At 74.8% G+C, this 26,289-nt stretch carries 21 protein-coding genes, 2 tRNA genes and 1 pseudogene; 21 read left to right on the top strand and 3 right to left on the bottom strand.

Annotated features, from left to right (window positions below):
• Positions 1-70 precede the first annotated feature (70 nt).
• The 4 genes from ACZ4M8_RS03490 (at position 71) to ACZ4M8_RS03475 (ending at position 4,195) form a co-directional block, all read left to right on the top strand.
• Positions 71-562 carry a hypothetical protein gene (locus tag ACZ4M8_RS03490; protein WP_467602980.1) on the top strand — a complete coding sequence of 164 codons (492 nt, stop codon included), beginning with the start codon at positions 71-73 and terminating at the stop codon, positions 560-562.
• 464 nt (positions 563-1,026) lie between these two features.
• On the top strand, positions 1,027-2,295 hold the full coding sequence (locus ACZ4M8_RS03485) for a glutamate-5-semialdehyde dehydrogenase (RefSeq protein ID WP_467602978.1): 1,269 nt from the start codon (positions 1,027-1,029) through the stop codon (positions 2,293-2,295).
• A gap of 106 nt (positions 2,296-2,401) precedes the next feature.
• Positions 2,402-2,968, top strand: a complete 567-nt coding sequence (locus tag ACZ4M8_RS03480) for an SCO2584 family spore wall biosynthesis protein (RefSeq protein WP_467602976.1) — start codon at positions 2,402-2,404, stop codon at positions 2,966-2,968.
• A 102-nt stretch (positions 2,969-3,070) separates the two neighbouring features.
• Positions 3,071-4,195, top strand: coding sequence for an SCO2583 family membrane protein (locus ACZ4M8_RS03475; protein ID WP_467602975.1), 1,125 nt, complete (start codon positions 3,071-3,073; stop codon positions 4,193-4,195).
• On the opposite strand, the gene ACZ4M8_RS03470 is transcribed toward ACZ4M8_RS03475, so the two are convergent.
• The gene (locus ACZ4M8_RS03470; RefSeq protein WP_467602974.1) at positions 4,158-5,252 is read right to left on the bottom strand and encodes a M48 family metallopeptidase; all 1,095 of its coding nucleotides are present in this window, start codon (positions 5,250-5,252) and stop codon (positions 4,158-4,160) included. The genes ACZ4M8_RS03475 and ACZ4M8_RS03470 overlap by 38 nt on opposite strands.
• A gap of 131 nt (positions 5,253-5,383) precedes the next feature.
• Here ACZ4M8_RS03470 and ACZ4M8_RS03465 point away from each other — a divergent pair, with 131 nt between their 5' ends.
• The 9 genes from ACZ4M8_RS03465 (at position 5,384) to ACZ4M8_RS03425 (ending at position 10,817) form a co-directional block, all read left to right on the top strand.
• Positions 5,384-5,569: a hypothetical protein gene (locus ACZ4M8_RS03465; protein ID WP_467602973.1), complete on the top strand. Its 186-nt coding sequence runs from the start codon at positions 5,384-5,386 to the stop codon at positions 5,567-5,569.
• A 142-nt stretch (positions 5,570-5,711) separates the two neighbouring features.
• Entirely contained in the window at positions 5,712-5,861 is a 150-nt protein-coding gene (locus tag ACZ4M8_RS03460) for a hypothetical protein (protein ID WP_467602972.1), read from the top strand.
• Positions 5,862-5,911: 50 nt separating this feature from the next.
• Positions 5,912-6,523: a nicotinate-nucleotide adenylyltransferase gene (gene nadD, locus ACZ4M8_RS03455; protein WP_467602971.1), complete on the top strand. Its 612-nt coding sequence runs from the start codon at positions 5,912-5,914 to the stop codon at positions 6,521-6,523.
• 24 nt (positions 6,524-6,547) lie between these two features.
• Positions 6,548-8,488 carry an LCP family protein gene (locus ACZ4M8_RS03450; protein ID WP_467602970.1) on the top strand — a complete coding sequence of 647 codons (1,941 nt, stop codon included), beginning with the start codon at positions 6,548-6,550 and terminating at the stop codon, positions 8,486-8,488.
• Between the two features lie 365 nt (positions 8,489-8,853).
• Positions 8,854-9,288 carry a ribosome silencing factor gene (rsfS, locus tag ACZ4M8_RS03445; RefSeq protein WP_467602969.1) on the top strand — a complete coding sequence of 145 codons (435 nt, stop codon included), beginning with the start codon at positions 8,854-8,856 and terminating at the stop codon, positions 9,286-9,288.
• Positions 9,285-9,938 carry a histidine phosphatase family protein gene (locus ACZ4M8_RS03440; RefSeq protein WP_467603460.1) on the top strand — a complete coding sequence of 218 codons (654 nt, stop codon included), beginning with the start codon at positions 9,285-9,287 and terminating at the stop codon, positions 9,936-9,938. The genes rsfS and ACZ4M8_RS03440 overlap by 4 nt, the downstream gene beginning before the upstream one ends.
• Positions 9,939-10,052: 114 nt before the next feature.
• Positions 10,053-10,125 (top strand) — tRNA-Ala (locus ACZ4M8_RS03435).
• 236 nt (positions 10,126-10,361) lie between these two features.
• Complete coding sequence (locus tag ACZ4M8_RS03430) at positions 10,362-10,580, top strand: hypothetical protein (protein ID WP_467602968.1); 219 nt, start codon at positions 10,362-10,364, stop codon at positions 10,578-10,580.
• Positions 10,581-10,583: 3 nt separating this feature from the next.
• Positions 10,584-10,817 carry a hypothetical protein gene (locus ACZ4M8_RS03425; RefSeq protein ID WP_030283838.1) on the top strand — a complete coding sequence of 78 codons (234 nt, stop codon included), beginning with the start codon at positions 10,584-10,586 and terminating at the stop codon, positions 10,815-10,817.
• A gap of 136 nt (positions 10,818-10,953) precedes the next feature.
• On the opposite strand, the gene ACZ4M8_RS03420 is transcribed toward ACZ4M8_RS03425, so the two are convergent.
• Positions 10,954-12,261 (bottom strand): glycosyltransferase 87 family protein, encoded by a 1,308-nt coding sequence (locus ACZ4M8_RS03420; protein WP_467602966.1) that lies wholly within the window; start codon positions 12,259-12,261, stop codon positions 10,954-10,956.
• A 152-nt stretch (positions 12,262-12,413) separates the two neighbouring features.
• Here ACZ4M8_RS03420 and ACZ4M8_RS03415 point away from each other — a divergent pair.
• The 7 genes and pseudogenes from ACZ4M8_RS03415 to ACZ4M8_RS03385 all read left to right on the top strand — a co-directional run.
• Positions 12,414-12,486, top strand: a tRNA-Ala gene (locus tag ACZ4M8_RS03415).
• A 574-nt stretch (positions 12,487-13,060) separates the two neighbouring features.
• Complete coding sequence (locus ACZ4M8_RS03410) at positions 13,061-15,019, top strand: S53 family peptidase (protein ID WP_467602965.1); 1,959 nt, start codon at positions 13,061-13,063, stop codon at positions 15,017-15,019.
• 288 nt (positions 15,020-15,307) lie between these two features.
• The gene (gene leuS / locus ACZ4M8_RS03405; protein WP_467602963.1) at positions 15,308-18,199 is read left to right on the top strand and encodes a leucine--tRNA ligase; all 2,892 of its coding nucleotides are present in this window, start codon (positions 15,308-15,310) and stop codon (positions 18,197-18,199) included.
• Positions 18,200-18,351: 152 nt separating this feature from the next.
• Positions 18,352-19,113 (top strand): hypothetical protein, encoded by a 762-nt coding sequence (locus ACZ4M8_RS03400; RefSeq protein WP_467602962.1) that lies wholly within the window; start codon positions 18,352-18,354, stop codon positions 19,111-19,113.
• A gap of 209 nt (positions 19,114-19,322) precedes the next feature.
• Positions 19,323-20,168 carry a DegV family protein gene (locus ACZ4M8_RS03395; RefSeq protein ID WP_467602961.1) on the top strand — a complete coding sequence of 282 codons (846 nt, stop codon included), beginning with the start codon at positions 19,323-19,325 and terminating at the stop codon, positions 20,166-20,168.
• Between the two features lie 684 nt (positions 20,169-20,852).
• Positions 20,853-21,587, top strand: a complete 735-nt coding sequence (locus ACZ4M8_RS03390) for a ComEA family DNA-binding protein (RefSeq protein WP_467602959.1) — start codon at positions 20,853-20,855, stop codon at positions 21,585-21,587.
• Positions 21,584-24,208: pseudogene (locus ACZ4M8_RS03385) on the top strand (ComEC/Rec2 family competence protein); the annotation flags it as partial. The gene ACZ4M8_RS03390 and the pseudogene ACZ4M8_RS03385, both read left to right, overlap by 4 nt.
• A gap of 503 nt (positions 24,209-24,711) precedes the next feature.
• Here the strand turns inward: ACZ4M8_RS03385 and ACZ4M8_RS03380 are convergent.
• Complete coding sequence (locus ACZ4M8_RS03380; protein WP_467602958.1) at positions 24,712-24,957, bottom strand: hypothetical protein; 246 nt, start codon at positions 24,955-24,957, stop codon at positions 24,712-24,714.
• A 79-nt stretch (positions 24,958-25,036) separates the two neighbouring features.
• Here ACZ4M8_RS03380 and holA point away from each other — a divergent pair, with 79 nt between their 5' ends.
• On the top strand, positions 25,037-26,020 hold the full coding sequence (gene holA / locus ACZ4M8_RS03375) for a DNA polymerase III subunit delta (protein ID WP_467602956.1): 984 nt from the start codon (positions 25,037-25,039) through the stop codon (positions 26,018-26,020).
• Positions 26,021-26,289 lie beyond the last annotated feature (269 nt).

The following is a 26,289-nucleotide window of genomic DNA, read 5'->3' as shown; positions in this document are numbered from 1 at the left end:
GGAAGACCGCACCGATCGGCCCCGCGCCCGCGCGAGGCGATTCGCATCATTCGCAGCACAGGAGGCCGCCGTGGTACGAGGGCGTCCAGGGGCACCGCGCCGGGGTACGGCGGGGCCCGGACTGACCAGCGTCGGGACCGGCACCCCGCCGGACAACCGGCCCGACACCCCGCGCGACCGGCCACACGCCGCACCGCGCCCGGCGCCCGACGGCCGCGAGCTGTCCCGCCTGTGGCACGTCACCCTCAGCGTCTCCGGGGCCGACGCCCCGCTGGCCGACGTCCGCCGCGCCCTCGAACAGCTCGCCCACGACCACCCGTTCCTGCTGACCAGCCGCTATGCCAACGACCACGCCGAGATCCGGTACTGGGAAGAGGCCCGCGACCTGCACGACGCCGCCGCCGTGGCCCTCCGCCTCTGGGGCGAACACCGCTCCACCGCGGGCCTGCCCCCCTGGGAGATCGTCGGCCTGGAGGTCATCGACCGCGACACCTACCACCAACGCATCGCGGAGGGCTACGGCCCCCCGCCGGCGGCACCGGTGGGGGTACACCCGTACTGAGAGGCGGGGCGGCCGGACGACGCGGTTGCGGGTGGCCCGCCCGGCACGGGGCGCGTGCCGCGGTACGGCACGCCGGGCCCGGCCCCGGCTGACGCCGGGCGGCCGGTTCCCGTCCCCACGGCGCCGGGCGGCCGGTCCCCGCCCCCACGGCGCCGGGGCGCCGCCCGTACCGCGGCGCCGAGCCGACCGGGCGCACCGGCCCCGGAGCACGCCGGACCGACCCGCACCCACAGCCCCGCGTCCATAGCCCCGCACCCGCAGCCCCGCGCCCGCAGTCCCGCACCCGCAGCCCCGCGCCCACCGCCCCGCGCCCCGCCCGTACCGCCAGGCCCGGCGGCGCCCGCCCGCCGGGTCCGCGCCCCGTCCGTCCCGTCCGTCCCGTCCGTCCCGTCCGTCCCGTCCGTCCCGTCCGCTCCGTGAACCACCGCGTGGATCCGCGCCGCCGCTCGTCTAGTCTTCCGCCCATGACCAGCAGCGCCTCGCACTCCTCACCCGTTCTCGCGACCGCGGCCCGCGCCCGGGAGGCCGCGGCCCTCCTCGCGCCGCTGCCGCGGACCGACCGCGACGGCGCCCTGCTCGCCATCGCCGACGCCCTCGTCGCCCGCACCGACGAGATCGTCGCGGCCAACGCCGAGGACACCGCCAAGGCCCGCGCCGCCGGCACCCCCGAATCGCTGGTCGACCGGCTGACCCTCACCCCGGAGCGGATCGCCGCCATCGCCGGTGACGTCCGGCACGTCGTCACCCTGCCCGACCCGGTCGGCGAGGTCGTCCGCGGCTCGACCCTCCCCAACGGCCTCGACCTGCGGCAGATCCGCGTCCCCCTCGGCGTCGTCGGCATCATCTACGAGGCCCGGCCCAACGTCACCGTCGACGCCGCCGCCCTCTGCCTGAAGTCCGGCAACGCCGTCCTGCTGCGCGGCTCCTCCTCCGCGTACGCCTCCAACACCGCCCTCGTCACCGTCCTGCGCGACGCCGTGGCGGGTGCCGGGCTGCCCGCCGACGCCGTCCAGCTGGTGCCCGGCGAGAGCCGCGACGCGGTCAAGGAGCTGATGCGCGCCCGCGGCCTGGTCGACGTACTGATCCCGCGCGGCGGCGCCTCGCTCATCCGCACCGTCGTCGAGGAGTCCACCGTCCCGGTCATCGAGACCGGCACCGGCAACTGCCACGTCTACGTCGACGAGGCCGCCGACATCGACATGGCGCTGGACATCCTCATCAACTCCAAGGCCCAGCGCCCCAGCGTCTGCAACGCCGCCGAGACCGTCCTCGTGCACGCCGGGATCGCCGAGGCGTTCCTGCCCCGCGCCCTCGAAGCCCTCACCCAGGCCGGGGTGGTCGTCCACGGCGACGCCGTCTGGCAGCAGGCCGGCCCCGGCCTCGTCGCCCCCGCCACCGAGGAGGACTGGGCCACCGAGTACCTCTCGTACGACATCGCCGCCGCCGTCGTCCCCGACCTCGACGCGGCCGTCGCCCACATCCGCCGCTGGTCCTCCGGCCACACCGAGGCCATCGTCACCGGTTCACAGGCCGCCGCCCGCCGCTTCACCCAACTGGTCGACTCGACCACGGTCGCCGTGAACGCCTCCACCCGCTTCACCGACGGCAGCCAGTTCGGCTTCGGCGCCGAGATCGGCATCTCCACCCAGAAACTGCACGCCCGCGGCCCCATGGGACTGCCCGAGCTGACCTCCACGAAGTACCTGGTCACCGGCGACGGGCACACCCGCTGACCCCCCGCCGGACGACGGCCCCGCCCCCGGCGCCCCCGGCCGTCGGGGGCGAGCCCGTCAGCCCCGCTCCCTGCCCAAGCCGCCCGGACGCGGTTAATCTGGACGCGTGCCGGACGACGCGGGGGGCACGCCGTTCCCGGACGGCGAACAGCCCGACGAGCACGACCACGGGAGCCACGGAGCGGCGGACGAGGACTTCGCCTCCGTGGTCTTCGACGAGGCGTTCGTCCGCGCCGCGCAGATCCACGAACCCTCCGCCGTCGAACGCCTCGTCGCCGCCGCCGAGGCCCGCGCCGGCCTCGCCGCCGGCCCCGAGTACGACGGCGGCGACCCCTACGCCGACCCCCGCGGCCCGAGCCCGTACGACGACGACACCTTCGCGCCCCACGGCCCGTACGGCCCCTACGGCGGCGCGCTCCGCCCCTACCGCGGCACCGCCCACTGGCACCGCCCGGTGGCCTGGGTGCTCGCCGTCGTCATGGGCGTCGGCCTCGTCGCCCTCGCCTTCACGGCCGTGCAGCGCGGCGGCGGGACCGCCCCGGCGCGGCCCCCGGCCTCCACGGACGCCCCGTCCGGCGGCCCCGCGCCCGGTCGCGGCCCGGCCCGCCCCGGCCTGCCGCCGCCCGCGCCCACCGGAGCCGTCCCGTCGTCCGGGCCGTCCCGTACGCCCTGATGCCTTTGGCGCCTCCCCGGCCACCGCGCACCCCGCGCCGCCGGGCCGCATCCGTCCGCCCCACGACGTTTACGTCCCACCCCGCCGACCTACTCTGGTGATATGAGCGGACGAGGTGACCCTCCCGAGGGGACGCCGGAAGGCGCTCCGGGAGGCGGCGAGGACGAATACCGGTCGATGGTCTTCGACGAGTCGTTCATCCGCGCTGCCCGGCTCCAGGAGAACTCCGCCGACGAACGCCTCGGCGAACACCACGCCCCTGCCGTCCGCCCCCGCCGCCCGTGGATGCGGCTGCCCGGCTCACGCCAGGCGCTGCTGCTGGTCCTGCTGATCGTCATCGCCTTCGGCACCGCGATCTACATGGGCGTCCGCCACCCGTACAAGGCGGTCGACCCCGGGCCCGGCGCCCAGCCGCTGCGGTCGTCGGTGGTGCCGCTCACCCCGCCCGCCGCGGTGCCGGGCGGCGCCCCCGGTGACCTCTTCGCCCACAGCCCGGCCGCCCGCTTCAAGGTCGGCGCCGACGGGATCACCATCCCCGCGGACGCCTCGCGCACCGCGCACTTCTCCAGCGGCCAGGTCATCGAGGCCCTGCGGCTGGCGAAGGAGTACCTGATCCGCTCCTCGGTCGACCCGGCCACCCTGACCGGCGGGGACGTCCGCTCCGTCCGGCTGCTGCTGGACACCGGGCAGCTCGATCAGTTCGACCGGTCCATGGCGCACCCGGTCGACGACGGACGGCACGCGGCGACCGGCTGGCTGGTCCGTCTCGACCGTTCCACGACGGCACTCGCCGACCGCAACGTCCGGGTCTCCGGCACCCTCGCCACCTCCGAGAGCGGCCCGGACTCCCTGGAGGTCACCGCCGACTACACCTTCGTCTACGCGGTACGGGCCGCCGACGGGGCGGCGCAGCACGCCGAGCACGGCACCGGCAAGCCCGTGCCCGGCGCCTCCTCGCTCTTCACCGTCCGCCGCGAGATCCGCTTCCGCCTGGACCGCGAGGACCTCGCCGACCACCGGCTGGAGGTCGCGCAGAGCACCCTTCAGGCCGGGCCGATGACCTGCTCGCCCCAGGCGGACGTCCTGCGCCCGCTGCTGGCCGGGCAGCGCGCGGGGGACGCCCGCCCGGCGGGCACCGATCCCTACTCCCGCCAGTGGGCGAACCCCTCGCTCTGCGGCCGGCTGGCCGCTACTTCCCAGCCGAGCCCGAGCCACCCGGTCCGCTAGCGCCGTCGCCGCCGGAGTCACCGGGGCGCTGGGGGCTGCGGAAGACCGTGTCCCGCAGCTTGCCGCCGAGGTCGCCCGCACCGCCCGCGATGTCCCGCACCAGGCCCATCAGCGGGTCCTTGCTGTTGCGCACCGAGTCGGCGTAGTGGGACGCGGAGTCGCGGAAGGAGTCGGAGACCGAGGTGTCCTTGTCCTCGTCGCGCCGCGGGTAGTGGCCGTCCATGATCCGCTGGTAGTCGCGGCTGGCCGCCCACTTCTTCAGCTCGGCGGCGCGCACCGTGGTGAAGGGGTGGCTGCGCGGCAGGACGTTGAGGATCTTCAGCACGGAGTCCCGCAGATCGCCGCCGGACTCGTACTCCTCCGCCTGCTCCAGGAACGCGTCGACGTTCATCTCGTGCAGGTGGTTGCCGCCCGCCAGCTTCATCAGACCGCGCATCGACGCCTGGACGTCCTGCCCGACCAGCAGACCCGCGCGGTCCGCCGACAGCTCCGACTTGCGGAACCACTCGCGCAGGGCCGTCACGATCGCCATCACCGCGACGTTGCCGAGCGGGATCCACGCCACCCGCAGCGCCATCTTCGTCAGGAAGAGCAGCAGGGTGCGGTAGACCGCGTGCCCGGACAGGGCGTGTCCGACCTCGTGGCCGATGACCGCCCGCATCTCCTCCTCGTCCAGCAGCTCGACCAGACCGGTGGAGACCACGATGATCGGCTCGTCGAGCCCGATGCACATGGCGTTGGGCTGCGGGTCCTGGTTGACGTACATCGGCGGGACCTTCTCCAGGTCCAGGATGTAACAGGCGTCCCGCAGCATGTCGTTGAGGTGGGCGAACTGACGGTCGCCGACGCGCACCGAGTCCGACAGGAAGAGCAGCCGCAGGCTGCGCTCCGGCAACAAGCCGCTGAGCGTCTTGAAGACGGTGTCGAACCCGCTGAGCTTGCGCAGCGCCACCAGCGCCGACCGGTCCGCCGGGTGTTCGTACGAACGGGACGAGATACCGGGGAACCGCCTGCGGTCCCGGCTCGGTACGCGCTCGCCGCCTGGGCTCTCCGTCATTGGGGCCTCCCCCTGTTCGACTGCGTGTGATTCAGACTAGAGGACGCCACTGACAGCCGATTGGATGCTCGGGCGTACGCTGACCTCGCACCACATGACCGCACAGTCCCGTACAAACGGAGCGCCCCGCCATGACGATTCCGAGCGTGCTGCTCGCCGCTTCCGACGCCGCCGCGACGGCCGGTGCCACCGGCGTCTCCCACGCCAACGACGGCCCCGGATGGCTGCTCCGCGGCGTGATCATCGTCGGCGTCCTCGGCGCGGCCCTCCTCGCCTGGCTCCTGCTGCGCGGCTACGGCGACTCGGACGGCAGCTGACCGGACGCGGCCGGGGGAGCGCGCCCGCCGGGCGGCCGTCCGCGCCGGCCGGCGGCGGAGTCGCCGTGAGCCCGCGCGGGCCCGGCGCTTACGATGTGGCGGAAGTCTCTGCCCGCCCCCAGCCCGGATTGGTCCCCCGACAATGAGCCTGCACACCCCCGCACAGTCCCTGGTCTCCCTCGCCGAGGGCGGCCAGCACGACAGCCTCAACCCGCTCGTCACCGGCGGCGGGGCTTTCATCGTCCTGCTCCTCCTGCTGGTCATCACCACCCGCTTCAACCGGGACCGCTGAGCCGGTCCCCGGCCTCCGGCGGCGCGCGGCGCCCAGTAGGGTCTGCTCGCATGGGAGAGCACACAGAGCCCGTGAAGCGGCGACTCGGAGTGATGGGCGGGACCTTCGACCCGATCCATCACGGACACCTGGTCGCCGCCAGCGAGGTGGCCAGCCAGTTCCACCTCGACGAGGTCATCTTCGTCCCGACCGGGCAGCCGTGGCAGAAGAGCCACAAAACGGTGTCCCCGGCCGAGGACCGCTATCTGATGACGGTCATCGCGACCGCGTCGAACCCGCAGTTCTCCGTCAGCCGCATCGACATCGACCGCGGCGGCAAGACGTACACCATCGACACCCTGCGTGACCTGCGGACGCTGCACAGCGACGCCGATCTGTTCTTCATCACCGGCGCCGACGCGCTGGGACAGATCCTCACCTGGCACGACGCCGAGGAACTGGTCTCCCTGGCGCACTTCATCGGCGTCACCCGGCCCGGCCACGTCCTCGCCGACCCGGGGCTGCCCGACGGCGCGGTCTCCCTCGTCGAGGTGCCCGCGCTCGCCATATCCTCCACCGACTGCCGGGCACGTGTCGCCCAGGGCGACCCGGTCTGGTACCTGGTCCCCGACGGCGTGGTGCGCTACATCGACAAGAAGCAGCTCTACCGCGACAACGGCTGACGGGGCGGATCGAAAGGGGCACCGGTGACCGACCGACAGGACCCGTACGGGCCGCAGGACCCGTACACCCCCGACCCGTACGCCCGCGAACGGCGGCAGGGCCGACCGGAGTACACCTACGACGCGTACGGGCAGCCGGTGCAGGACACCGCACCCGGCCACGACCAGCACTACGACCCCTACGGGCGGCCCGCCGCGCCCTACGGCGACCCGGCGTCCTACGGCGGCCACGACCCCTACGGGAGCCAGGGCCAGGGCTACGACGTCCCCGCCCAGGGCTACGACCCCTACGGGACCCCGGCGCCCGGCGCCCCCGCACCGCAGCAGAACTGGGTCCCGCAGCAGGCCCCCCGCCCCCCGTACGAGCAGGTGCCCTACGCGCCGTCCGCCCCCGAGCCGTCGTACGAGCGGTCGTACGAGCGGTCGTACGAGCCCTCCGCCTACGGGCAGGACGCCTACGGCCGGGCCCCCTACGGGGAGCAGGGCCACGCCGGGCAGCAGTACGGCGCGCAAGGGTACGCGCAGCCCGGATACGGCGACCCGCTCCAGGGCGGTCGCCCGGTGGAGCAGGACGTGCCGCCGGGCTACCCCGAGGAGCCGCAGCACCACCGTGAGCAGCCGCCGCGCCCTCCGGAGCAGCGCCGGTCACCCGAGGACGCGGACCCGGACGGCGGTTCCGGTCGGTCCGCGTCCGGCGCCGGACGGGATGCGGAGTACCGCACCGAGCAGTTCGCGTTCATCGAGGAGCCCGACGAGGACTCCGAGGACGTCATCGACTGGCTGAAGTTCACCGAGAGCCGCACCGAGCGCCGCGAGGAGGCCAAGCGCCGCGGACGCAGCCGCCGGGTGGCCCTCGTGGTGGTGCTCGTCCTGCTGGTGACCGGCGGCGTCGGCTACCTCTGGTGGGCCGGGAAGCTGCCGGGGCTGAGCGGTCCGGGCGCCCCCGCCGCCGAGGCGGGCGCCGGGCAGAAGCGCGACGTCCTCGTCGTCCACCTCCGCGACACCCGCACCGGCGACAGCTCCACCGCCCTGCTGGTCGACAACGAGACCACCGGCAAGGGCACCACCGTCCTGCTGCCGAACAACCTCGTCCTCACCAAGGACGACGGCACCGCCACCACCCTCGGCAAGTCCGTCAAGGACGACGGCACCGAACCCACCCGCGAAGCCCTGGGCACCCTCCTGGGCGCCGACCTCAAGGCGTCCTGGCGGCTCGACACCCCGTACCTGGAGAACCTCGTCGAGACCGTCGGCGGCGTCTCCGTCGACACCGACACCACCGTCCCCGGGGTGAAGAAGGGCGACGCGCCCCTGGTCAAGCCGGGCCGCGACCGGCTCCTCAACGGCCAGTCGGCGGTCGCCTACGCCACCTACCGGGGCCCCGGCGAGACCCAGGACAAGCAGCTCACACGGTTCGGCCAGGTCATGCAGGCCACGCTGAAGAAGGTCTCCAGCGACGCCGACGGCGCCACCGCCACCGTGAAGTCGCTGCTCCAGGTGCTCGACCCGCCGCTCACCGAGGCGCAGCTGGGCAGCTCGCTGGCGGTCCGCGCCGAACTGGCGAAGACCGGCGCGTACGGCACGCTGCTGCTGCCGGTGCGGGCCAACGGCACCCTGGGCCCGGACGCGGCCGGTTCCGTCGTCAAGAACGTCCTCGGCGGCACGGTCAGGAAGACCGACCCGGACGCCGCCCCGCGGGTCTCGGTACGCAACGCCACCGGCGACGCCAAGACCGCGGCCAAGGCGCAGGCGGCCCTGGTCAACGGCGGCTACACCTACGTCAGCGGCGGCACCGCGGGCGCCGCCCAGGCCGCTTCCCAGGTCACCTACGCGGACGCCGCCGACCGGGGCAAGGCCGACGAGGTCGCCAAGACGCTGGGCCTGCCGGCCGGCGCGGTCCGCAAGGCCGACGGCGCCGCCAACGCGGACATCACGGTCGTCCTCGGCCAGGACTACCGGGGCTGACGGACGCGGAACGGGCCCACCGACCTCCCGGAGCGGGAGGCGGCGGCCCCGTGGCGGACGGGCCCGGCCCACGGCGTGAGGGGCCGCCCCCGGGGAGACCGGGCGGCGGCCCCTCTTCCGTGGGGACCCGGCCCCACCTGCTGCTGGAGCAGGTGGCCCGTGGCGTACGGCGCCGGTCCCGCGGCGGAGGGCTCGCTTCCGTACGGGCCCGGCGTCCCCGGGTGACGAAAATCCCCGGCCGGGGTGTCGGTGGTCCGTGAGACCCTTGAGGGGAATCCGAAGCCGCTCGCACCGCCCGCTCGGGCGGTGGCGCCGTGGGCCGTGTGCCCGGGGCCGGCGGCCCGTCCCCGACCCGAAAGCCGCTTGTGACCGCCACGGACCGTTCCCTCGAGCTCATCAACGCCGCCGCCCAGGCGGCCGCCGACAAGCTCGCGCACGACATCATCGCGTACGACGTCAGCGACGTCCTCTCGATCACCGACGCCTTCCTGCTCGCGTCGGCGCCCAACGACCGCCAGGTCAAGTCGATCGTCGACGAGATCGAGGAGCGCCTCAACAAGGAGCTCGGCGCCAAGCCGGTCCGCCGTGAGGGCGACCGCGAGGCCCGCTGGGTCCTCCTCGACTACGTCGACATCGTCGTCCACGTCCAGCACAGCGAGGAGCGCGTCTTCTACGCGCTGGAGCGCCTGTGGAAGGACTGCCCCGAGATCGATCTTCCCGAGGACGCCAAGGCGACCCGCGGCAAGGCCGCCGCGCACGCCGAGGCCACGGCGGGCGAGGCAGAGGGAGTGGGCAACTGAACGGCACCTCCGCGGGCCGCGGCCGCCGCATCGTCCTGTGGCGCCACGGCCAGACCGCCTGGAATCTGGAGCGCCGCTTCCAGGGCTCCACGGACATCGAGCTGACCGCGACCGGCCTGGAGCAGGCCCGGCGCGCGGCCCGGCTCCTCGCGGCCCTGGGCCCGGACGCCATCGTCGCCTCCGACCTGCGCCGGGCCGCGGCGACCGCCGGTGAGCTGTCCGCCCTGACCGGACTCGACGTGGCACACGACGCCGCGCTGCGGGAGACGTACGCCGGCGCCTGGCAGGGGCTGACGCACGAGGAGATCGTCGAGCGGTACGGCGAGCAGTACGCCGCCTGGAAGCGCGGCGAGCCGGTGCGGCGCGGCGGCGGTGAGCTGGAGACCGAGGTCGCCGACCGGGCGGCCCCGGTGGTCCTGGACCACGCCGCGAAGCTGCCCGACAACGGCACCCTCGTCGTCGTCAGCCACGGCGGCACCATCCGCACCACCATCGGGCGGCTGCTCGGCCTGGAGGCGCACCACTGGGAGGGGCTCGGCGGGCTGTCGAACTGCTGCTGGTCGGTGCTGGGCGAGGGCGCCCGGGGCTGGCGCCTGCTGGAGCACAACGCCGGCACCCTGCCGGAGCCGGTGCTCGGCGACGACGCCTGAGCCGCCCGCGGAACGTTCCGTGGGCCCGGATTTCACATCTGGGCAGGTCGCAGGCTAGAGTTCTTCTTGTTCGCGGCGCCGCCGGGGGAAACCCGGAGGGGCGGAACAAGACCCGGGGCTATAGCTCAGTTGGTAGAGCGCCTGCATGGCATGCAGGAGGTCAGGAGTTCAATTCTCCTTAGCTCCACAACCCGGATGATCCCGTCTCACGGATTCCAGTCCCGCACTGGATCGCGTGAGGCGGGATCATTGCTGTATCCGGCAGGCGGCGTCGTGCCGGGCCGGGTGCCGAACGGTTCGGCCGCGGCGGCGCGGGCAGATTCGGTGCGGGGACCGTCGCGTCCGGGGCGGTGCCGTGACCGGACCGTCCCGCCGGGCGGCCCGTGGCAGAATCGGACCGCCGGCAGGGGAGGAGAGGACGCGATGCCCAGGAGCATCCTCGGGATGGTCGTCGACCTGCCCGCCGCCGGGCCGCCGTGCCCGCACCGGCTCCCGGACGCCGTCGCCCCCCGCCCCGTCCCGTGCGGCGCGCTCCCGTCGTTGCAGTGCCCCGCCTGCGGCTCCGCCCGGGTGGCGCAGATGCTCGGCGACAACGGCGGCGTCTCTTTCGTCTGTACGTCCTGCGGCCACAGTTGGAGCTGACCGATGGGAGCCCACAGCAGGAAATGCGACTGGTGCGGCAGCGGTACGCCGATCGTCCGCGACATGGAGCCGCTCAACTCCGCGTTCCAGTACTGGTGCGAGGAGTGCGCCCGCGCGCTGGTCATCAAGGGCGACCCGATCGAGACCTACCGCGAACTGGACGGTGAGCCGATCTACGGCCGCCTCCTCGACGAACACTGCACGCTGAAGCGTTTCTACTCCTTCGCCACGGCCTGAGCGTGAGCGGCGGTGCGCTCCGCACCGCGCCCGGCAGCCGTACGGGCGGCCCGGCCTGACGGCGCGTGAGCCGGCCCCGGGCCCGTCCTGACGTCACGTCACGTACGGCCGGGCGGCCGGGCCGTACGGTCCCGGGTTACGCCCGCCCGACGCGTCCCGCCCGGCGCAGCCGCAGTCCGCACAGGGCCAGCAGGGCGATCCCGGCGAGCGGGTAGACGTCGGAGAGCAGCAGCTGGAGCGGGCTTTGGTGCAGTTCTTCGTGGCGGTGCCAGGCGTGCGGGACCCACCACAGGGCGAAGCTGACGAACAGGACGGCCAGTGCGCCCGTCGCCGCCCACCAGCGCCGTGCCGCGCCGCCGGTGCGGGCCAGTGCCTCGGAGCCGGTGAGGATCAGCGCCGGTACGCACCACACCCAGTGGTGCGACCAGGAGATCGGGCTGACCAGCAGGGCCGTCACGGCGCAGCTGACGGCGGCCCAGGCGCGGTCGCCGCGCAGCAGTGCGGCGGTGGCGAGGGCCAGACCGGCGACGGCCGTCGCGGCGGCGGCAACCAGCCAGGCGCCGCCCGGGTCGTGGGTGTGCAGCAGCCGCGCGAGGGCGCCGCGCAGCGACTGGTTCGCGGTGATCTCGACCTCACCGACGCGGTCGGCGGCGAAGACGATCTCGGTCCAGAAGCGGTGCGCGTCGTGCGGCAGGACGAGCGCGGAGAGCACGGCGGTGGCGAGGAACGTGCCGGTGGCCACCGCCGCCTGCCGCAGCCAGGGCACCCGCAGCGCCGTACGGAGCGGGGCGCCGCCGCGCAGCAGCCGGACGGCCCGTACTACCCCGGCGAGTGCGAGGAGGACGGCGAACAGCGCGGGGGTGAGCTTGATGCCCGCCGCGATGCCGATGCCGATCCCGGCCCAGCGGTTGGTGTCCCTGCGGGTGAGGTCCCACAGGACGAGCACCGCGAGCAGCAGGTTGATCTGCCCGTAGCGCAGCGTCGTCCAGACCGGCTCGCACCAGACCAGCAGCGCGGACAGTGCGAGGGTGACGGCGGCGCGCGGCAGCCGGTGCGGCCGTCCCGCCAGCCGCAGCGAGAGGTGGACGGCGGCGACCAGCAGCAGGAGGTTGCCGGCCGTGGCCAGGGTGCGCATGGTGCCGACGCCGACCAGCGTCAGCGGGGTGAACAGCAGCGCGGCGAACGGCGGGTAGGTGTTCGGCAGGTGCGCGGAGGTGGCGACCATGTCGTAGAGGTCCGCGCCGGTGCGCGCGGTCCAGCCCTCCGCGCGGTAGACCATGAGGTCGATCATGGTCACGTGCGCCAGCCGCTGAGCGGTCCAGAACGCCGCGAACGAGAGGAGGCAGCCGACCGCGGCCCGTACGACCGCACGGCGCCCCGGCGCCCCCGTCGGCGGGGTGCGCCCGCCGGAATCGGTGGACTGTTCCAGCTCCGGCGCGGTCACGGCGTACGGCTCCCCAGGGACGAATCGGGCACGGTCCGCCGACAGTACCCCGGGCCGCTCCGGGGGCCGCGGCAGGAGCGATTTGGCAGAAGCCCGGGAGGGCCGTGTAATGTAGTCGATGTCGCCGCGGGAGACCGCAGCGGAGAAGACCTGGGGCTATAGCTCAGTTGGTAGAGCGCCTGCATGGCATGCAGGAGGTCAGGAGTTCAATTCTCCTTAGCTCCACAGAAAGAGAGCGGGCCGTCCGGAAAGGGCGGCCCGCTCTTCGTTGTGTACGCCTTTCCCTGGTGTGGTCGTCGGATGTGGTGTGCGCCACGGGGGCGGGTGTTCCGTGGCGCGCCGGGCAGGGGGCGCGGCGGTGTGACCTACGGCATGGCGCGGGATTTCCGGGGGTGTGCCGCGCCGCCGGGGAGGCGGTGGAGGGGTGTTCCGCGCCGCGCGAGACGGCCTCCCGGGTGCCCGCGGCGGTTCGCTCTACTCTGACGGCTGATCACCTTCGCCCCGGCGTCCCTCCGTTGGGGCCTCTCCGGTGTGTGCCCGCAGCCCTTTCCGACCCTTTTCCGTATCCGGCCGTTCCTTACGTTCCTTTGTCGTTCCTTGGGGTCTTCTTGGCGTGCTCATGCCCCTGACATGGACAGTTCACCGAAAGAGTGACGCATCGCGTGCATGTCACCTCCCTCGCCTCACGCCGCACGCGAGGCACCGGACGCCGGTGTACGGCGGCGCGTACGGCGAGCGTCGCGGAGCCGGTCGCGGTGCCGTCGTCCGTATCCACCGCATCGTCACCACAGGGGGTTCCATGAGATCGAGCCGCAGCAGAGCCGGGCGGGCGCGTACCGCGACGGTGTGGGCGGCGGCGCTGCCGCTGATCGCCGGGGCGCTCGCGCTGGGCGCGCCCGCCGCCGACGCCGCAGGTCAAGACGGTGGCCGGCATCAGCTCCGCGGCACCAAACCGGCCTGGGCGACCCAGCAGTCCGACCGCGGCGCCACCGCCGCGGGCACCGGCATCACCGCCCGGGTCTACCTCGCGGGCCGGGACGCCGACGGGCTCGCCGCGTACGCCAGGGCGGTCTCCGACCCGCGCTCCGACCACTACGGGAAGTACCTGACCCCCGGCCAGGTCAAGGCGCGCTACGGCGCCACCCGGCAGCAGGTGAACGCCGTACGCGACTGGCTCCGCGGCGCCGGGCTGACGGTCACCGGGACGGGCGGCCGCTACCTCACCGTCCACGGTCCGGCCGCGGCCGCTGAGCGTGCCTTCGCCACCGACCTGCACAACTACCGCAAGGACGGCCACACTTACCACGCGCCCTCGGTCACCGCGTCCGCCCCCGCCTCGGTGGGCGCCGCCGTGCTGACCGTCACCGGCCTGGACAACGCGCCCCGGATGGCCCGCCACCACTCCACCGAGCTGCCCCCGCCGCCCGCCGTCTTCCGCAACGCCGGCCCGTTCTCCACGTACCACGGTTCCCGGACCGCGACGGGGCTGCCGAGCGCGTACGGAGCCAAGGCGCCGTACGCGGTCAAGGGCTACACCGGCAGGCAGCTGCGGGCCGCCTACGGGGCGGGGAGGTGGACCGGCAAGGGCGTCACCGTCGCGATCACCGACGCCTACGCCTCACCGACCATCGCCGCCGACGCCGCCCGCTACGCGGCCCGCAACGGTGACGCCGCCTACCGCCGGGGCCAGCTCTCGCAGGTGCTGCCCGAGGACTACACACACCTCGACGAGTGCGGTGCCGCCGGGTGGTACGGCGAGGAGACCCTCGACGTCGAGGCGGTGCACGCCGTCGCGCCCGCCGCCGACATCGTCTACGCCGGGGCCGCCTCCTGCATGGACGACGACCTCCTCGACACCCTCGGCCGGGTCGTCGACGGCCGTCTCGCCGACATCGTCTCCAACTCCTGGGGCGACATCGAGGCCAACGAGACGCCGGACGTGGCCGCCGCCTACGACCAGGTCTTCCAGCAGGGCACGGTCGAGGGCATCGGCTTCTACTTCTCCTCCGGTGACAACGGGGACGAGGTCGACAACACCGGCACCAAGCAGGTGGACACCCCGGCGAACTCCGCGTGGGTCACCGCCGTCGGCGGTACCGCGCTCGCCGTCGGCAAGCACGACACGTACCGGTGGGAGACCGGCTGGGGCACCCGTAAGGCGGTGCTCGCCAAGGACGGCGCGAGCTGGGACGGCTTCCCCGGCGCGTTCGGCGGCGGCGCGGGCGGCGGCACCAGCAAGACCGTCGCGCAACCCTTCTACCAGCGCGGAGTCGTCCCCGACGGGCTCGCGCAGGCGGGCGGCGGCAAGGCCATGCGCACCGTCCCGGACATCGCCGCCGTCGCCGACCCCAACACCGGCTTCCTCGTCGGCCAGACCCAGACCCTGCCCGGCGGGAAGCAGGGCTACGACGAGTACCGCATCGGCGGCACCTCGCTCGCCGCGCCCGTGATCGCCGGTATCCAGGCGCTCGCCCAGCAGGCCCGCCACGGCATCCCGATCGGCTTCGCCAACCCCGCCATCTACCAGCGGTACGGCACCCCGGCGTACCACGACGTCACGGACCACCCGCTCGGCGCGGGCCGTGGTCTGGCGGTCGTCCGGACCGACTACGTCAACGGCACCGACGCCTCCGAGGGCACCACGACCTCGCTGCGCAGCCTGGGCCAGGACAGCTCCCTGAGCGCCCGGCCCGGCTACGACGACGTCACCGGCGTCGGCTCCCCGGCGGACGGCTACATCGCGTCGTACCGCCACTGATGTCCAGGCCGGCGCGCTCCTGACTCCGGGGGGCGCGCGGGCCGGGGCCCGCGCCGGGTGGGAATCCTCGACGCGGGCCCCGAGCCCCCTGCGGTACCCTGGCGCCATGCGTGCCGTACGCCTTCTGCTTAGCGGGCCGCGCTGATCAGTTCCGACCGGGCCACCCGCGGTGGCCGTCCGGGTCGGCATCGGCGCGGCGTCCCCTCCTGTGCGAGGGGTCTTTTTGTTTCCGCAGCAACCGTGTCCGCGGCAGCCGCAGGCAGAGACGATCGATGGAGCTTTGAAGAGATGAGCGAGACGACCACCTCCCCCGCCGGTGAGGGCGCACCCGAGGCGGCCCCGCACCGCTACACCGCCGCGCTGGCCGCGGACATCGAGGCACGCTGGCAGGACTTCTGGGAGGCGGAGGGCACCTACGAGGCGCCCAACCCGAGCGGTGACCTGGCCGGGGATCCCGCCGTGGTGGCCCGCCCCAAGAAGTTCATCATGGACATGTTCCCCTACCCCTCGGGCGCGGGCCTGCACGTCGGCCACCCGCTGGGCTTCATCGCCACCGACGTCTACGCCCGCCACCAGCGCATGACGGGCCACAACGTCCTGCACACCCTGGGCTTCGACGCCTTCGGCCTGCCCGCTGAGCAGTACGCCGTGCAGACCGGCACCCACCCGCGGGTCTCCACCGAGGCCAACATCGTCAACATGCGGCGCCAGCTGCGCCGCCTGGGTCTGGGCCACGACCAGCGCCGCTCGATCGAGACGATCGACCCGGCGTACTACAAGTGGACCCAGTGGATCTTCCTCCAGATCTTCAACTCCTGGTACGACCCGGAGGCCGACAAGGCGCGGCCCATCGACACCCTGGTCGCGCAGTTCGAGGCCGGCACCCGGGCCACCCCCGACGGCCGCCCCTGGGGTGAGCTGTCCGCCGCCGAGCGCGCCGGAGTCCTGGGCGAGTACCGCCTGGCCTACGCCTCGGACGCGCCGGTCAACTGGTGCCCCGGGCTGGGCACCGTGCTGGCCAACGAGGAGGTCACCGCCGAGGGCCGCTCCGAGCGCGGCAACTTCCCGGTCTTCAAGTCGAAGCTGCGCCAGTGGAACATGCGCATCACCGCCTACGGTGACCGCCTGCTGAACGACCTGGACGGCCTGGACTGGCCCGAGGCGATCAAGCTCCAGCAGCGCAACTGGATCGGCCGCTCCGAGGGCGCCCGCGTCGACTTCCCCGCCGGGGAGCGCGCGATCACGGTCTTCACCACCCGCCAGGACACCCTGTTCGGCGCGACGTACATGGTGCTGGCCCCGGAGCACGAGCTGATCGCCGACGGCTCCCTGGTGCCGGACGCCTGGCCCGAGGGCACCCACGACGTCTGGACCGGCGGCCACGCCACCCCGGCCGAGGCCGTCGCGGCGTACCGCAAGCAGGCCGCCGCCAAGTCGGACGTCGAGCGGCAGGCCGAGGCCAAGGACAAGACCGGTGTCTTCACCGGCATCTTCGCCACCAACCCGGTCAGCGGCGAGCGGCTGCCGGTCTTCATCGCCGACTACGTCCTGATGGGGTACGGCACCGGCGCGATCATGGCCGTCCCGGCGCACGACAGCCGCGACTTCGCCTTCGCGCGCGCCTTCGAGCTGCCGATGCGCTGCGTCGTCCAGCCCTCCGACGACCGCGGCACCGACACCGCCACCTGGGACGACGCGTTCTCCTCGTACGAGGCGAAGCTGGTCAACTCCTCCAACGGCACGATCAGCCTGGACGGGCTGGGCGTCACCGAGGCCAAGGCGAAGATCACCGAGTGGCTGGCCGCCGAGGGCATCGGCGAGGGCACCGTCAACTTCCGGCTGCGCGACTGGCTGTTCAGCCGCCAGCGCTACTGGGGCGAGCCGTTCCCGATCGTCTACGACGAGGACGGCGTGGCGCACGCGCTGCCCGAGTCGATGCTGCCCCTGGAGCTGCCGGAGGTCGAGGACTACTCCCCGCGCACCTTCGACCCGGACGACGCGGACACCTCCCCGGAGACCCCGCTCTCCCGTAACGAGGACTGGGTCAACGTCGAGCTGGACCTCGGCGACGGCCGCGGCGTGCGGCGCTACCGCCGCGAGACCAACACCATGCCCAACTGGGCCGGCTCGTGCTGGTACGAGATGCGGTACCTGGACCCGCACAACGACAGCGCGCTGGTCGACCCGGGCATCGAGCAGTACTGGATGGGCCCGCGCGAGGGGCAGCCGCACGGCGGCGTCGACCTGTACGTGGGCGGTGCCGAGCACGCCGTGCTGCACCTGCTGTACGCCCGTTTCTGGTCGAAGGTCCTCTTCGACCTGGGGCACGTCTCGTCCTCCGAGCCGTTCCACAAGCTGTACAACCAGGGCATGATCCAGGCGTTCGTCTACCGGGACAGCCGCGGTATCGCCGTCCCGGCGGCCGAGGTCGAGGAGCGCGACGGCGGCTACTTCCACCAGGGCGAGAAGGTCAGCCGCGTCCTGGGCAAGATGGGCAAGTCCCTGAAGAACGCCGTCACACCGGACGAGATCTGCGCGGAGTTCGGCGCCGACACGCTGCGCCTGTACGAGATGGCGATGGGCCCGCTGGACGTCTCCCGCCCCTGGGACACGCGCGCCGTCGTCGGCCAGTACCGCCTGCTCCAGCGGCTGTGGCGCAATGTCGTCGACGAGGCGACCGGCGAGGTCACCGTCGTCGACGCCGAGCCGGACGAGGCGACGCTGCGCGCGCTGCACAAGGCGATCGACGGTGTCACCCAGGACATGGCGAACCTGCGGTTCAACACCGCCATCGCCAAGGTCACGGAGTTGAACAACCACCTGACCAAGGCGGGCGGACCGGTGTCGCGGACCGTCGCGGAGCGCCTGGTGCTGCTGATCGCCCCGCTGGCGCCGCACATCGCCGAGGAGCTGTGGCGCAAGCTGGGCCACACCGGCTCGGTGGTGCACGCCGACTTCCCGGTGGCCGACCCGGCGTACGTCGTCGACGAGACGGTGACCTGCGTCGTCCAGCTCAAGGGCAAGGTCAAGGCCCGTCTGGAGGTCGCGCCGACGATCTCCGACGAGGACCTTCAGGCGGCGGCGCTGGCCGAGCCCGCGGTGGTGGCGGCGCTGGGCGGTGCCGGTATCCGCAAGGTGATCGTCCGGGCGCCGAAGCTGGTCAACATCGTCCCGGCGTGACGCGGCGCGGCCGGGCGCGGCCACGGTTGTAGGGGTTTTCCCCTACGGGCAGGTTGGGGGTTCTCTCAGGGCCCGCAACCTGCCCGTGCCGTTTACGGTGGAGGGACGGGCGCGGGTGACCGACCGGCGCCGCGACCTCTCCGGGAGAGCCCATGGAAGCCGCCATCGCCATCGTGGGGCTGCTCTTCCTGCTGTGCGTCGTCGCCGGGGTCTTCGCCACGGTCAAGGCGGTTCAGGTGGCCAAGCGCGGCGTCGACCGCACCGTCACCCAGGCCCGCCGGACGGTCGAGGACACCGGTCTGCGGGCCCGGCAGATGACCAGGCCGGGCGTTCCGGGCGAGCTGGCGCAGCTGCGGCTGTCCCTGCGGACGTCGATGCGGGCGACCCAGGAGGCGCTGCGGGGCGGCGCGGCCGAGGACGCGTCGTTGAGCGAGGCGCTCGGCCTGTTCGACCGCCTCAGCGCCCACGGCCACGCCCTGGACGACGAGCTGAAGCGTCTGGAGCGGGAGCCCGACCGCGCCACCACCGCCGCCCGCCTGCCGGAGCTGCGCGAACGCCTGGAGCGCATCACCCGCTCCGCCGAATCGCTCCGCTGGGCGGCGCGCGACCGGCAGCGGAAGTTCGCCGACGACGACCTGGCGGCGCTGAGCGATCAGATCGACGTCGAGGCGGGCGCGCTGCGCCACTGGACCCGCGCCTCGGACGACGCCGGCGCCGCGGCGGGCAGCGGTTCCACCGAAGGTGCCGTCGGCGCGGGCCGGTCGGCGGCGGGTGCCGGGCCGTCCGCCGCCCCGGGGCCGGACGCGGCCCAGCCGGAGGCGATACCGGCCGCGGACGGGAGCGGCCGCTCCTCGTACCCCTGGCAGAAGGCGCCCTCGTGGCAGAAGTCGCCGGGGACGGGGCGCGTCGGCTGAGAGCGGCCCGTCGGCCGAGCCGAGAGCCCGGCGCGGCTCCGCCGGGCGCGGCGGGGCGGTTCCCGCGGCGCGGGGTGTGCCCCGGGCGGTGAGCGGTGCGGAGGGCCGTGAACTGTCCTGCCGCGCGGAGCCGGTGGGCTCCCGGCCCGGCGTGGGGCGGAGGGCCCCGCACTGTCGGCTGCGGGTCCGCCCCCGATAACCTCCCCTTCATGTCCCGCCATGTCGCCATCGTCACCGATTCCACGGCCTACCTGCCGCCGGTGGCACTGCAGCGCCACCGCATCACGGCCGTTCCGCTGACCGTCGTCCTGGGGGACCAGGCCCTGGAGGAGGGCACCGAGATCTCCGCGAGATCCGTCGCCCAGGCGCTGCGGAAGCGGCTCCCGGTGACGACCTCGCGCCCCGCCCCGACGACCTTCGCGGACACCTACCGCAAGGTCGCCGCCGCCGGCGCCACCGACATCGTCTCGCTCCACCTCTCCTCCGAGTTCTCCGGCACCTACGACGCCGCGGTGCTGGCCGCGCGGCACTCGCCGGTCCCCGTAAGGGTCGTGGACACTGGCATGGTCGCGATGGCCCTCGGCTTCTGCGCCCTGGCGGCGGCCGAGACCGCCGAGGCGGGGGGCGACGCGGACGCCGCGGTCGTCGCCGCCGAGCGCCGCGCCGCCGCGACCTCCGCCTACTTCTACGTCGACACCCTCGACTACCTGCGACGCGGTGGCCGGATCGGCGCCGCCCAGGCACTGCTCGGCTCCGCGCTCGCCGTCAAGCCGCTCCTCCAGCTGTCCGACGGGCGGATCGAACTCCTCGAAAAGGTCCGTACGGCGTCCAAGGCCATCGCACGGCTGGAGGAGATCGCCGCGGAGCGGGCGGGCCAGGGTGAGGTGGACATCGCCGTGCACCACCTCGCCGCCGCGGAGCGCGCCGACGCCCTCGCCGCCCGTCTGCGCGAACGCGTGCCCCACCTGCGCGAACTCCACGTCAGCGAGGTCGGCGCGGTGATCGGCGCGCACACCGGGCCGGGCCTGCTGGGGGCCGTGATCGCCCCGCGGTAGCGCCGGGCCGGACGCCGTGGGAGCGCTGCCGGGAGGGCGGGCCGTCACCCTTCCGAGGGGCGCGGTTATCCACAAGAGGCTGGTTATCCACCGGATCCGACGCGGCTCAGCGCGGTGCGCGGAGACGGCCTACCGTCAGCCGACATGAGCAGAGAGTCACGTTCGGTGGATGGTGCGTCACGCCCCGGAGTGGGGAGTGGCGGCGCGGTCGGCGGCGCCGGAGGCCGGGTGGACGGTGCCGGCTCCGGCGCCGGTGCCCGGGAGGTGCCGGCCGGGGGGTCTGCCCCGCCGCTGACCGGGCGCGGCCGCCGTGCGAGCCGTCGTACCGCGCGTCGTGCCACGGCGGCCGCGGCGGTACGGGCTCGGGCCGTTGCCCTCTTCGGCGCGGTGGGAGCGGCGGGGGAGCGGCGTGATGGTGGCGGCGCGGTACCGGTGCTCAGCTCCGTCCCCGAGGCGGAGCGGGCGGTTCGCTCCGGGCACGGCGCGGGGGGCGTTGCGGCGGGGCCGGTTCGCGAGGAAGGCGGGGGACGGGGAGCCGAGCCGGGGCGGAAGACGGCCCCCGGGCCTGGCCCCGGCGTAGCTCCCGCCCCCGGCCGTGAGTCCGACGACGGGCACACCGCCGCCCTCGCCCCCACGCGGTACGGCGGCGATCCCCGTCCCCCCGGGCTCGGCGTCCGGGAGCGGGTGCGGCTCGTGGTGGGGGAGCGGGTGCCGGTGTGGGTGCAGGCGCGGTGCGGGACGGAGCCGAGGGCGCTGGCGGCGTTGGGGCTGGTGCTGGTGGTGGCGCTCGTGTTCGCCGTGCAGCACTTCTGGTCGGGCGGGCCGGAGCAGGTGCGGGCCCCGGCGGCGGAGCGGGCGGTGCCGGGGGCGGCGGCAGCGCGGCGGCCGGAGCCTTCGGGGACGGCCTCCGTACCCGGTGCGGCGACGGGCGGCGGCGCGGGCCGGCAGCTGGTGGTCGACGTGGTGGGCAAGGTCGCGCACCCCGGGGTGCGGCGGTTACCGGTGGGGGCGCGGGTGATGGACGCGCTCGCCGCGGCCGGTGGGGTGCTGCGCGGGGCGAGCACCCAAGGGCTGAACCGAGCCCGGGTGCTGGCCGACGGGGAACAGATCGTCGTCGGCGGGCCCGTCGGCGGGACGGGCCCGGGAGGGGGTGCGAACGGGCCGCCCGGCGCGGCGTCGTCCGGCGCCTCGGGAGGCCCCGGCGGGCCGGGCGCCGCCGCGCCGGGGCAGCCGGTCAGCCTCAACGCGGCGACCGTGGAGCAACTCGACACCCTGCCCGGCGTCGGCCCCGTACTGGCGCGGCACATCGTCGAATTCCGCACCCGGCACGGCGGGTTCACCTCGGTGAACCAGCTCCGCGAGGTGACCGGCATCGGTGACCGCAAGTTCGCCGACCTCCGTCCCTTGGTGCAGCCATGAGCACCGGACGCACGGCCGTGCGCCTGTCGGCCGCCCCGCACACCACCGCACGACCGCGTCAGGAGGGCCCGGCCGATCTGCGCCTGGTGGCCCCGGCGCTGGCGGCGTGGGGTGCGGCGGCGCTCGCCCTGGGCGCCCCGGCGGGGGTGGTGACGACGGGCTGCGCCGCCGCGATCGCCCTCGCCGTAACGGCCCTGTGGGCGGCGAGGCGCCGCCGGGTGGCGGCGGGCCCGGAGCCGGCGGACGGGTCGCGCGCCGGGGGACCCGGGCCGTACGCGCGGTCCGCCGGAGCGTGGGTGGCCGTGGCGACGGTGCTGCTCTGCGCGGCAGCGGGTGCGGCGTCCGCCGCGCTGCACGCGGCGGACGCCCGGCGGGGACCGCTGCCTTCCTGGGCCGCGCGGCACGCCCGGCTCATCGCCGAGGTGGAGGTGACCGGGGACCCGCGGACGGTCCGCCCGAAGATCCGCGGATCACACCGGTTGCCGCCGTCCTCGGTGTTCACCGCGGACGTGGTGCGCCTCACCGCCCCGGACGGCACGGTGACCGCGCTCCGTACCCCCGCCCTCGTCGTCGTGGCGGGCCGGGACGACGAGGGCGAGAGGACCCCGGAACCCGGCGCGAATCCCCAGGCCACAGGTGTGGGGGCGGGGCAGGCGGGCACGGGGGCGCCGGATCGGGCCGCAGGCGGCGAGGACCTCGGCAGATGGCGGGCACTGCTGCCGACCACCCGCGTCCGGGTGCCGGTCCGCGCCGCCCCGCCGATGCCGCCCGACGACCGGATCGCCGCCGTCCTCCGGGTCACCGCGGACGGTCCGCCGCAGGTCACGGGCGAGCCGTCCGGGCTCCAGCGCCTGGCCGGCAGCCTGCGGACCGGGCTCCGCGACGCCTGCGACGGCCTGCCGCCCGACGCCCGCGCGCTGCTGCCCGGACTGGTGGTCGGGGACACCTCACGGGTGCCGCCCGACCTCGAGGACGCGTTCCGGGCAACCGACCTCACCCATCTGCTCGCCGTCTCCGGCAGCAACCTCACCATCGTGCTGGCGTTGCTGATCGGCCCGCCGCACCTCGCGTCCCGGGCCGAACGCCGAGGCCTGGCCCCGCGCCTGGGTCTGTCGTTGCGGGCCACCGCCCTCACCGGGGGTGCCCTCGCGCTCGCCTTCGTCCTCGTGTGCCGGCCGGACCCCAGCGTGCTGCGGGCCGCGACCTGCGGCCTGATCACCCTGGTGGCGATCGGTACGGGGCGGCGCCGCTCCCTGCTGCCCGCCCTGGGTGCGGCGGTGTTGCTGCTGGTGCTCTACGACCCGTGGCTGGCCCGCAGCTACGGGTTCCTGCTGTCGGTCCTGGCCACCGGTGCGCTCCTGCTGCTCGCGCCCCGCTGGAGCGCCGCCCTGCGCGGACGCCGGGTGCCGCCGCGCCTCGCCGAGGTGATCGCCGCCGCTGCCGCCGCCCAGGCGGTCTGCGCCCCGGTCGTCGCGGTCCTCGCCGCCCGGGTCGGCCTGCTGGCGGTGCCCTGCAACCTCCTCGCGGAGCTGGCCGTCGCCCCGGCGACGGTCCTCGGGTACGCGGCGCTCGCCGTGGCGCCCGTACTGCCGCCCGCCGCCGGGGCGTTGGCGTGGTGCGCGGGGTGGCCCGCCGGCTGGATCGCCTGGGTGGCGCGTACGGGGGCGTCACTGCCGGGCGCCGAGTTCCGCTGGCCGGGCGGCTGGGCGGGCGGGCTCGCGCTCGCCGCCGTCACCGCTCTCCTCGTACCGCTCGGTCGGCGGGTGCTGCGCCGCCGCTGGCTGTGCGCCCTGTGCGCGGTGGCGCTGGCCCTGGTGGTGTGGCGGCCGGTACCGCTGGCCCGGGTGCTGACGGGTTGGCCGCCGCCGGAGTGGCGGATGGTGGCCTGCGACGTCGGGCAGGGCGACGGCCTGGTCCTGGCGGCGGGCGACGGCACCGCGCTGGTGGTGGACGCGGGACCGGAGCCCCGTGCGATGGACCGCTGCCTCACGTCGCTCGGGGTGTGGCGGGTGCCCGTGGTGGTGCTGAGCCACTTCCACGCCGACCACGTCGACGGATTACCGGGCGTGCTCCACGGCAGGTCGGTCGGCCTGATCGAGACGACCACGCTCCGGGAGCCGCCCGGACAGGCGGAGTTCGTACGGCGCACGGCGGCCGGTGCGGGCGTCCCGGTGGCCGAGGCGGCACCGGGCGAGCGGCGTCGCCTGGGGCAGTTGAGCTGGGAGGTCCTGTGGCCGCCGGCGGACGGCACGGGGAGCGCGTCGGACCCGAACGACGCCAGCGTGACGCTGCTCGTCCGCAGCGGCGACATGACCCTGATGCTCCTGGGCGACCTCGAACCCCCCGCTCAGCAGGCCATGTTGGACGCCCACCCGGAGCTGCCCGCCGTGGACGTCCTCAAGGTCGCCCACCACGGCTCCGCGCATCAGGACCCGGCTCTTCTGCACCGTCTGGCACCACGGCTCGCGCTCATCTCGGTCGGCGCGGACAACCCGTACGGCCACCCGGCACCGCGCACGGTCGAGGCGTTGCGGCACGGTGGTGCCACGGTCCTGCGTACCGACACCGGGGGCGCGCTGGCCGTCCTCGGCACTCACGCCCGCCTGTCGGTGACCGCAGGAGGCCGCCGCAGGGGAGGCCGCCGCGTGCGTACGGAGGGCGGCTCCCGCCGGGCGCGCGTCCTTCACCCGGCCCGGGGCGCCCGCCGTCCCCGCACCGCTCGTCGGCTCCGCGACCGGTTCCGTCCCCGCCCGCTCCGCGGCCTCTCCCGACGGCCCCGGGCCTCCTCCGCACCGGCCCGGCCGCGACTCCCGCGCCCGTGGCCGTACGGTCCCGGACGCGTCATCCCCGTCAGCCGCACGCCCACCGGGCCGGTCCCGACGGGCCCGGAAGGAGCGCGAGCCGCCGAAGGCGAACCGGGCGTCGTCCCGCGGCACCGTTTCGGCATCCCCCCGCTTCGGACGGCTCCGGAACCGGCTGCCCCCGGAACCGGCTCCGCGCGATCACCCGGCCGCTCTGCCGAACCTCCGGGACCGCCCGCCGTCCACCGCCCGCCGTCCACCGGGACCAACCAGCCCCCGCCCCAGGCCCGCGGACGGCATACCCTCCGGCCTCCCGGGAACCGTTACTCCGCCTCGCGCCACCCTTCGTGTTCGGCGGCGAAGGCGTCCAGTTGCCGGGCGTCGTAGCGGCCGTCCGGGTCCTCGACGACCACCAGCCACTGGGCGTCCTCGGCGTCGTCCTCCCCGGCCAGCGCGTCCCGGACGAGTTGGGGCTCCTCGCGGACACCGAAGCGTTCGCCGAGGGCCTCGGCCACCTCCTCGGCGGCGTCGCGGTCGGGCAGTACCAGTACGTGTCGTGCATCGCTCACCCGGCCATTGTCGGTCAGCGGACCGGTACGCCGAGCGCGCGGGCGGCGGTGTCAGTGGGGCGTGGGATGCTGGAACGCGATGGCCAGGAAGAGTGCAAACGACGATCCGCTCGCCCCCGTGACGCTCGCGGTGGGCCAGGAGGAACTGCTGCTGGACCGCGCGGTGCAGCAGGTGGTGGCGGCCGCCCGCAGCGCCGACGCGGACACCGATGTGCGGGACCTCACCTCCGATCAGCTCCAGCCCGGCACGCTCGCCGAGCTGACCAGCCCGTCGCTCTTCGCGGAGCGCAAGGTCGTGGTGGTGCGCAACTCCCAGGACCTGTCGGCGGATTCCGTCAAGGACGTGAAGGGGTATCTCACGGCGCCCGCCGAGGAGATCACGCTCGTCCTGCTGCACGCGGGCGGGGCCAAGGGCAAGGGGCTGCTGGACGCCGCCCGGAAGGCGGGGGCGCGCGAGGTGGCGTGCCCGAAGATGACGAAGCCCGCCGACCGGCTGTCGTTCGTGCGGGGCGAGTTCCGGTCCGCGGGGCGCTCCGCGACGCCCGAGGCGTGCCAGTCGCTGGTGGACGCGATCGGCAGCGATCTGCGGGAGCTGGCGTCGGCCTGTTCGCAGCTGGCCGCCGACATCGAGGGCACCATCGACGAGGCGGTCGTCGCGCGGTACTACACCGGCCGCGCCGAGGCGTCGAGCTTCACCGTCGCCGACCGGGCGGTCGAGGGCCGGGCCGCCGAGGCGCTGGAGGCGCTGCGCTGGTCGCTCGCGACCGGTGTCGCCCCCGTCATGATCACCAGCGCGCTGGCCCAGGGCGTCCGCGCCATCGGCAAGCTGGCCTCCGCCCCGCGCGGCGCCCGCCCCGGCGATCTCGCCCGTGACCTGGGCATGCCGCCGTGGAAGATCGACCGCGTACGGCAGCAGATGCGCGGCTGGTCGGCGGATGGCGTGGCGACGGCGCTCCGCGCGGTGGCCACCGCCGACGCGGGCGTCAAGGGCGGCGGCGGCGACCCCGCCTACGCCCTGGAAAAGGCCGTGGTGGCCGTCGCCCGCGCGGCCCGCTCCCGCTGACCGCCCCACGCCCCGCCCAGGTCTCCAGCCCGTACCCGACCCCGGCGCCACCGGCCGGCCTCCCCCGGGCCCGGCCCGCGGCGGGCCCGCACTTCACCCTTGCCCTTGGCCGACCCGGGCCCTCTCACGCCCGCAGCCCTCCCGCGCCCCCGCCCGGCCGGCCGCGCGTAAAGAGCCCGGCACCCAGCCACCCGTGCCCTGCCCGGCTCAGCGCTCACCTCGGGCCCTGCGCCCGGCGGGCCCGTATCTCACCCCTTGCCCATGGCCGA

It is taken from the genome of Streptomyces sp. NPDC027185, assembly GCF_055567035.1.
The sequence above is the reverse complement of the archived record's forward strand: the minus strand, read 5'-3'. Positions and strand labels throughout refer to the sequence as shown.

Excerpts from the sequence above, each read along its gene's own strand:
- ACZ4M8_RS03430 (WP_467602968.1), top strand. The coding sequence starts at position 10,362 with ATGCCCAGGAGCATCCTCGGGATGGTCGTCGACCTGCCCGCCGCCGGG.
- ACZ4M8_RS03425 (WP_030283838.1), top strand. The coding sequence starts at position 10,584 with ATGGGAGCCCACAGCAGGAAATGCGACTGGTGCGGCAGCGGTACGCCG.
- ACZ4M8_RS03410 (WP_467602965.1), top strand. The coding sequence starts at position 13,061 with ATGAGATCGAGCCGCAGCAGAGCCGGGCGGGCGCGTACCGCGACGGTG.
- ACZ4M8_RS03470 (WP_467602974.1), bottom strand. The coding sequence starts at position 5,252 with ATGACGGAGAGCCCAGGCGGCGAGCGCGTACCGAGCCGGGACCGCAGG.
- leuS (WP_467602963.1), top strand. The coding sequence starts at position 15,308 with ATGAGCGAGACGACCACCTCCCCCGCCGGTGAGGGCGCACCCGAGGCG.
- ACZ4M8_RS03475 (WP_467602975.1), top strand. The coding sequence starts at position 3,071 with ATGAGCGGACGAGGTGACCCTCCCGAGGGGACGCCGGAAGGCGCTCCG.
- ACZ4M8_RS03460 (WP_467602972.1), top strand. The coding sequence starts at position 5,712 with ATGAGCCTGCACACCCCCGCACAGTCCCTGGTCTCCCTCGCCGAGGGC.
- holA (WP_467602956.1), top strand. The coding sequence starts at position 25,037 with ATGGCCAGGAAGAGTGCAAACGACGATCCGCTCGCCCCCGTGACGCTC.
- ACZ4M8_RS03400 (WP_467602962.1), top strand. The coding sequence starts at position 18,352 with ATGGAAGCCGCCATCGCCATCGTGGGGCTGCTCTTCCTGCTGTGCGTC.
- ACZ4M8_RS03395 (WP_467602961.1), top strand. The coding sequence starts at position 19,323 with ATGTCCCGCCATGTCGCCATCGTCACCGATTCCACGGCCTACCTGCCG.
- ACZ4M8_RS03465 (WP_467602973.1), top strand. The coding sequence starts at position 5,384 with ATGACGATTCCGAGCGTGCTGCTCGCCGCTTCCGACGCCGCCGCGACG.
- ACZ4M8_RS03485 (WP_467602978.1), top strand. The coding sequence starts at position 1,027 with ATGACCAGCAGCGCCTCGCACTCCTCACCCGTTCTCGCGACCGCGGCC.
- nadD (WP_467602971.1), top strand. The coding sequence starts at position 5,912 with ATGGGAGAGCACACAGAGCCCGTGAAGCGGCGACTCGGAGTGATGGGC.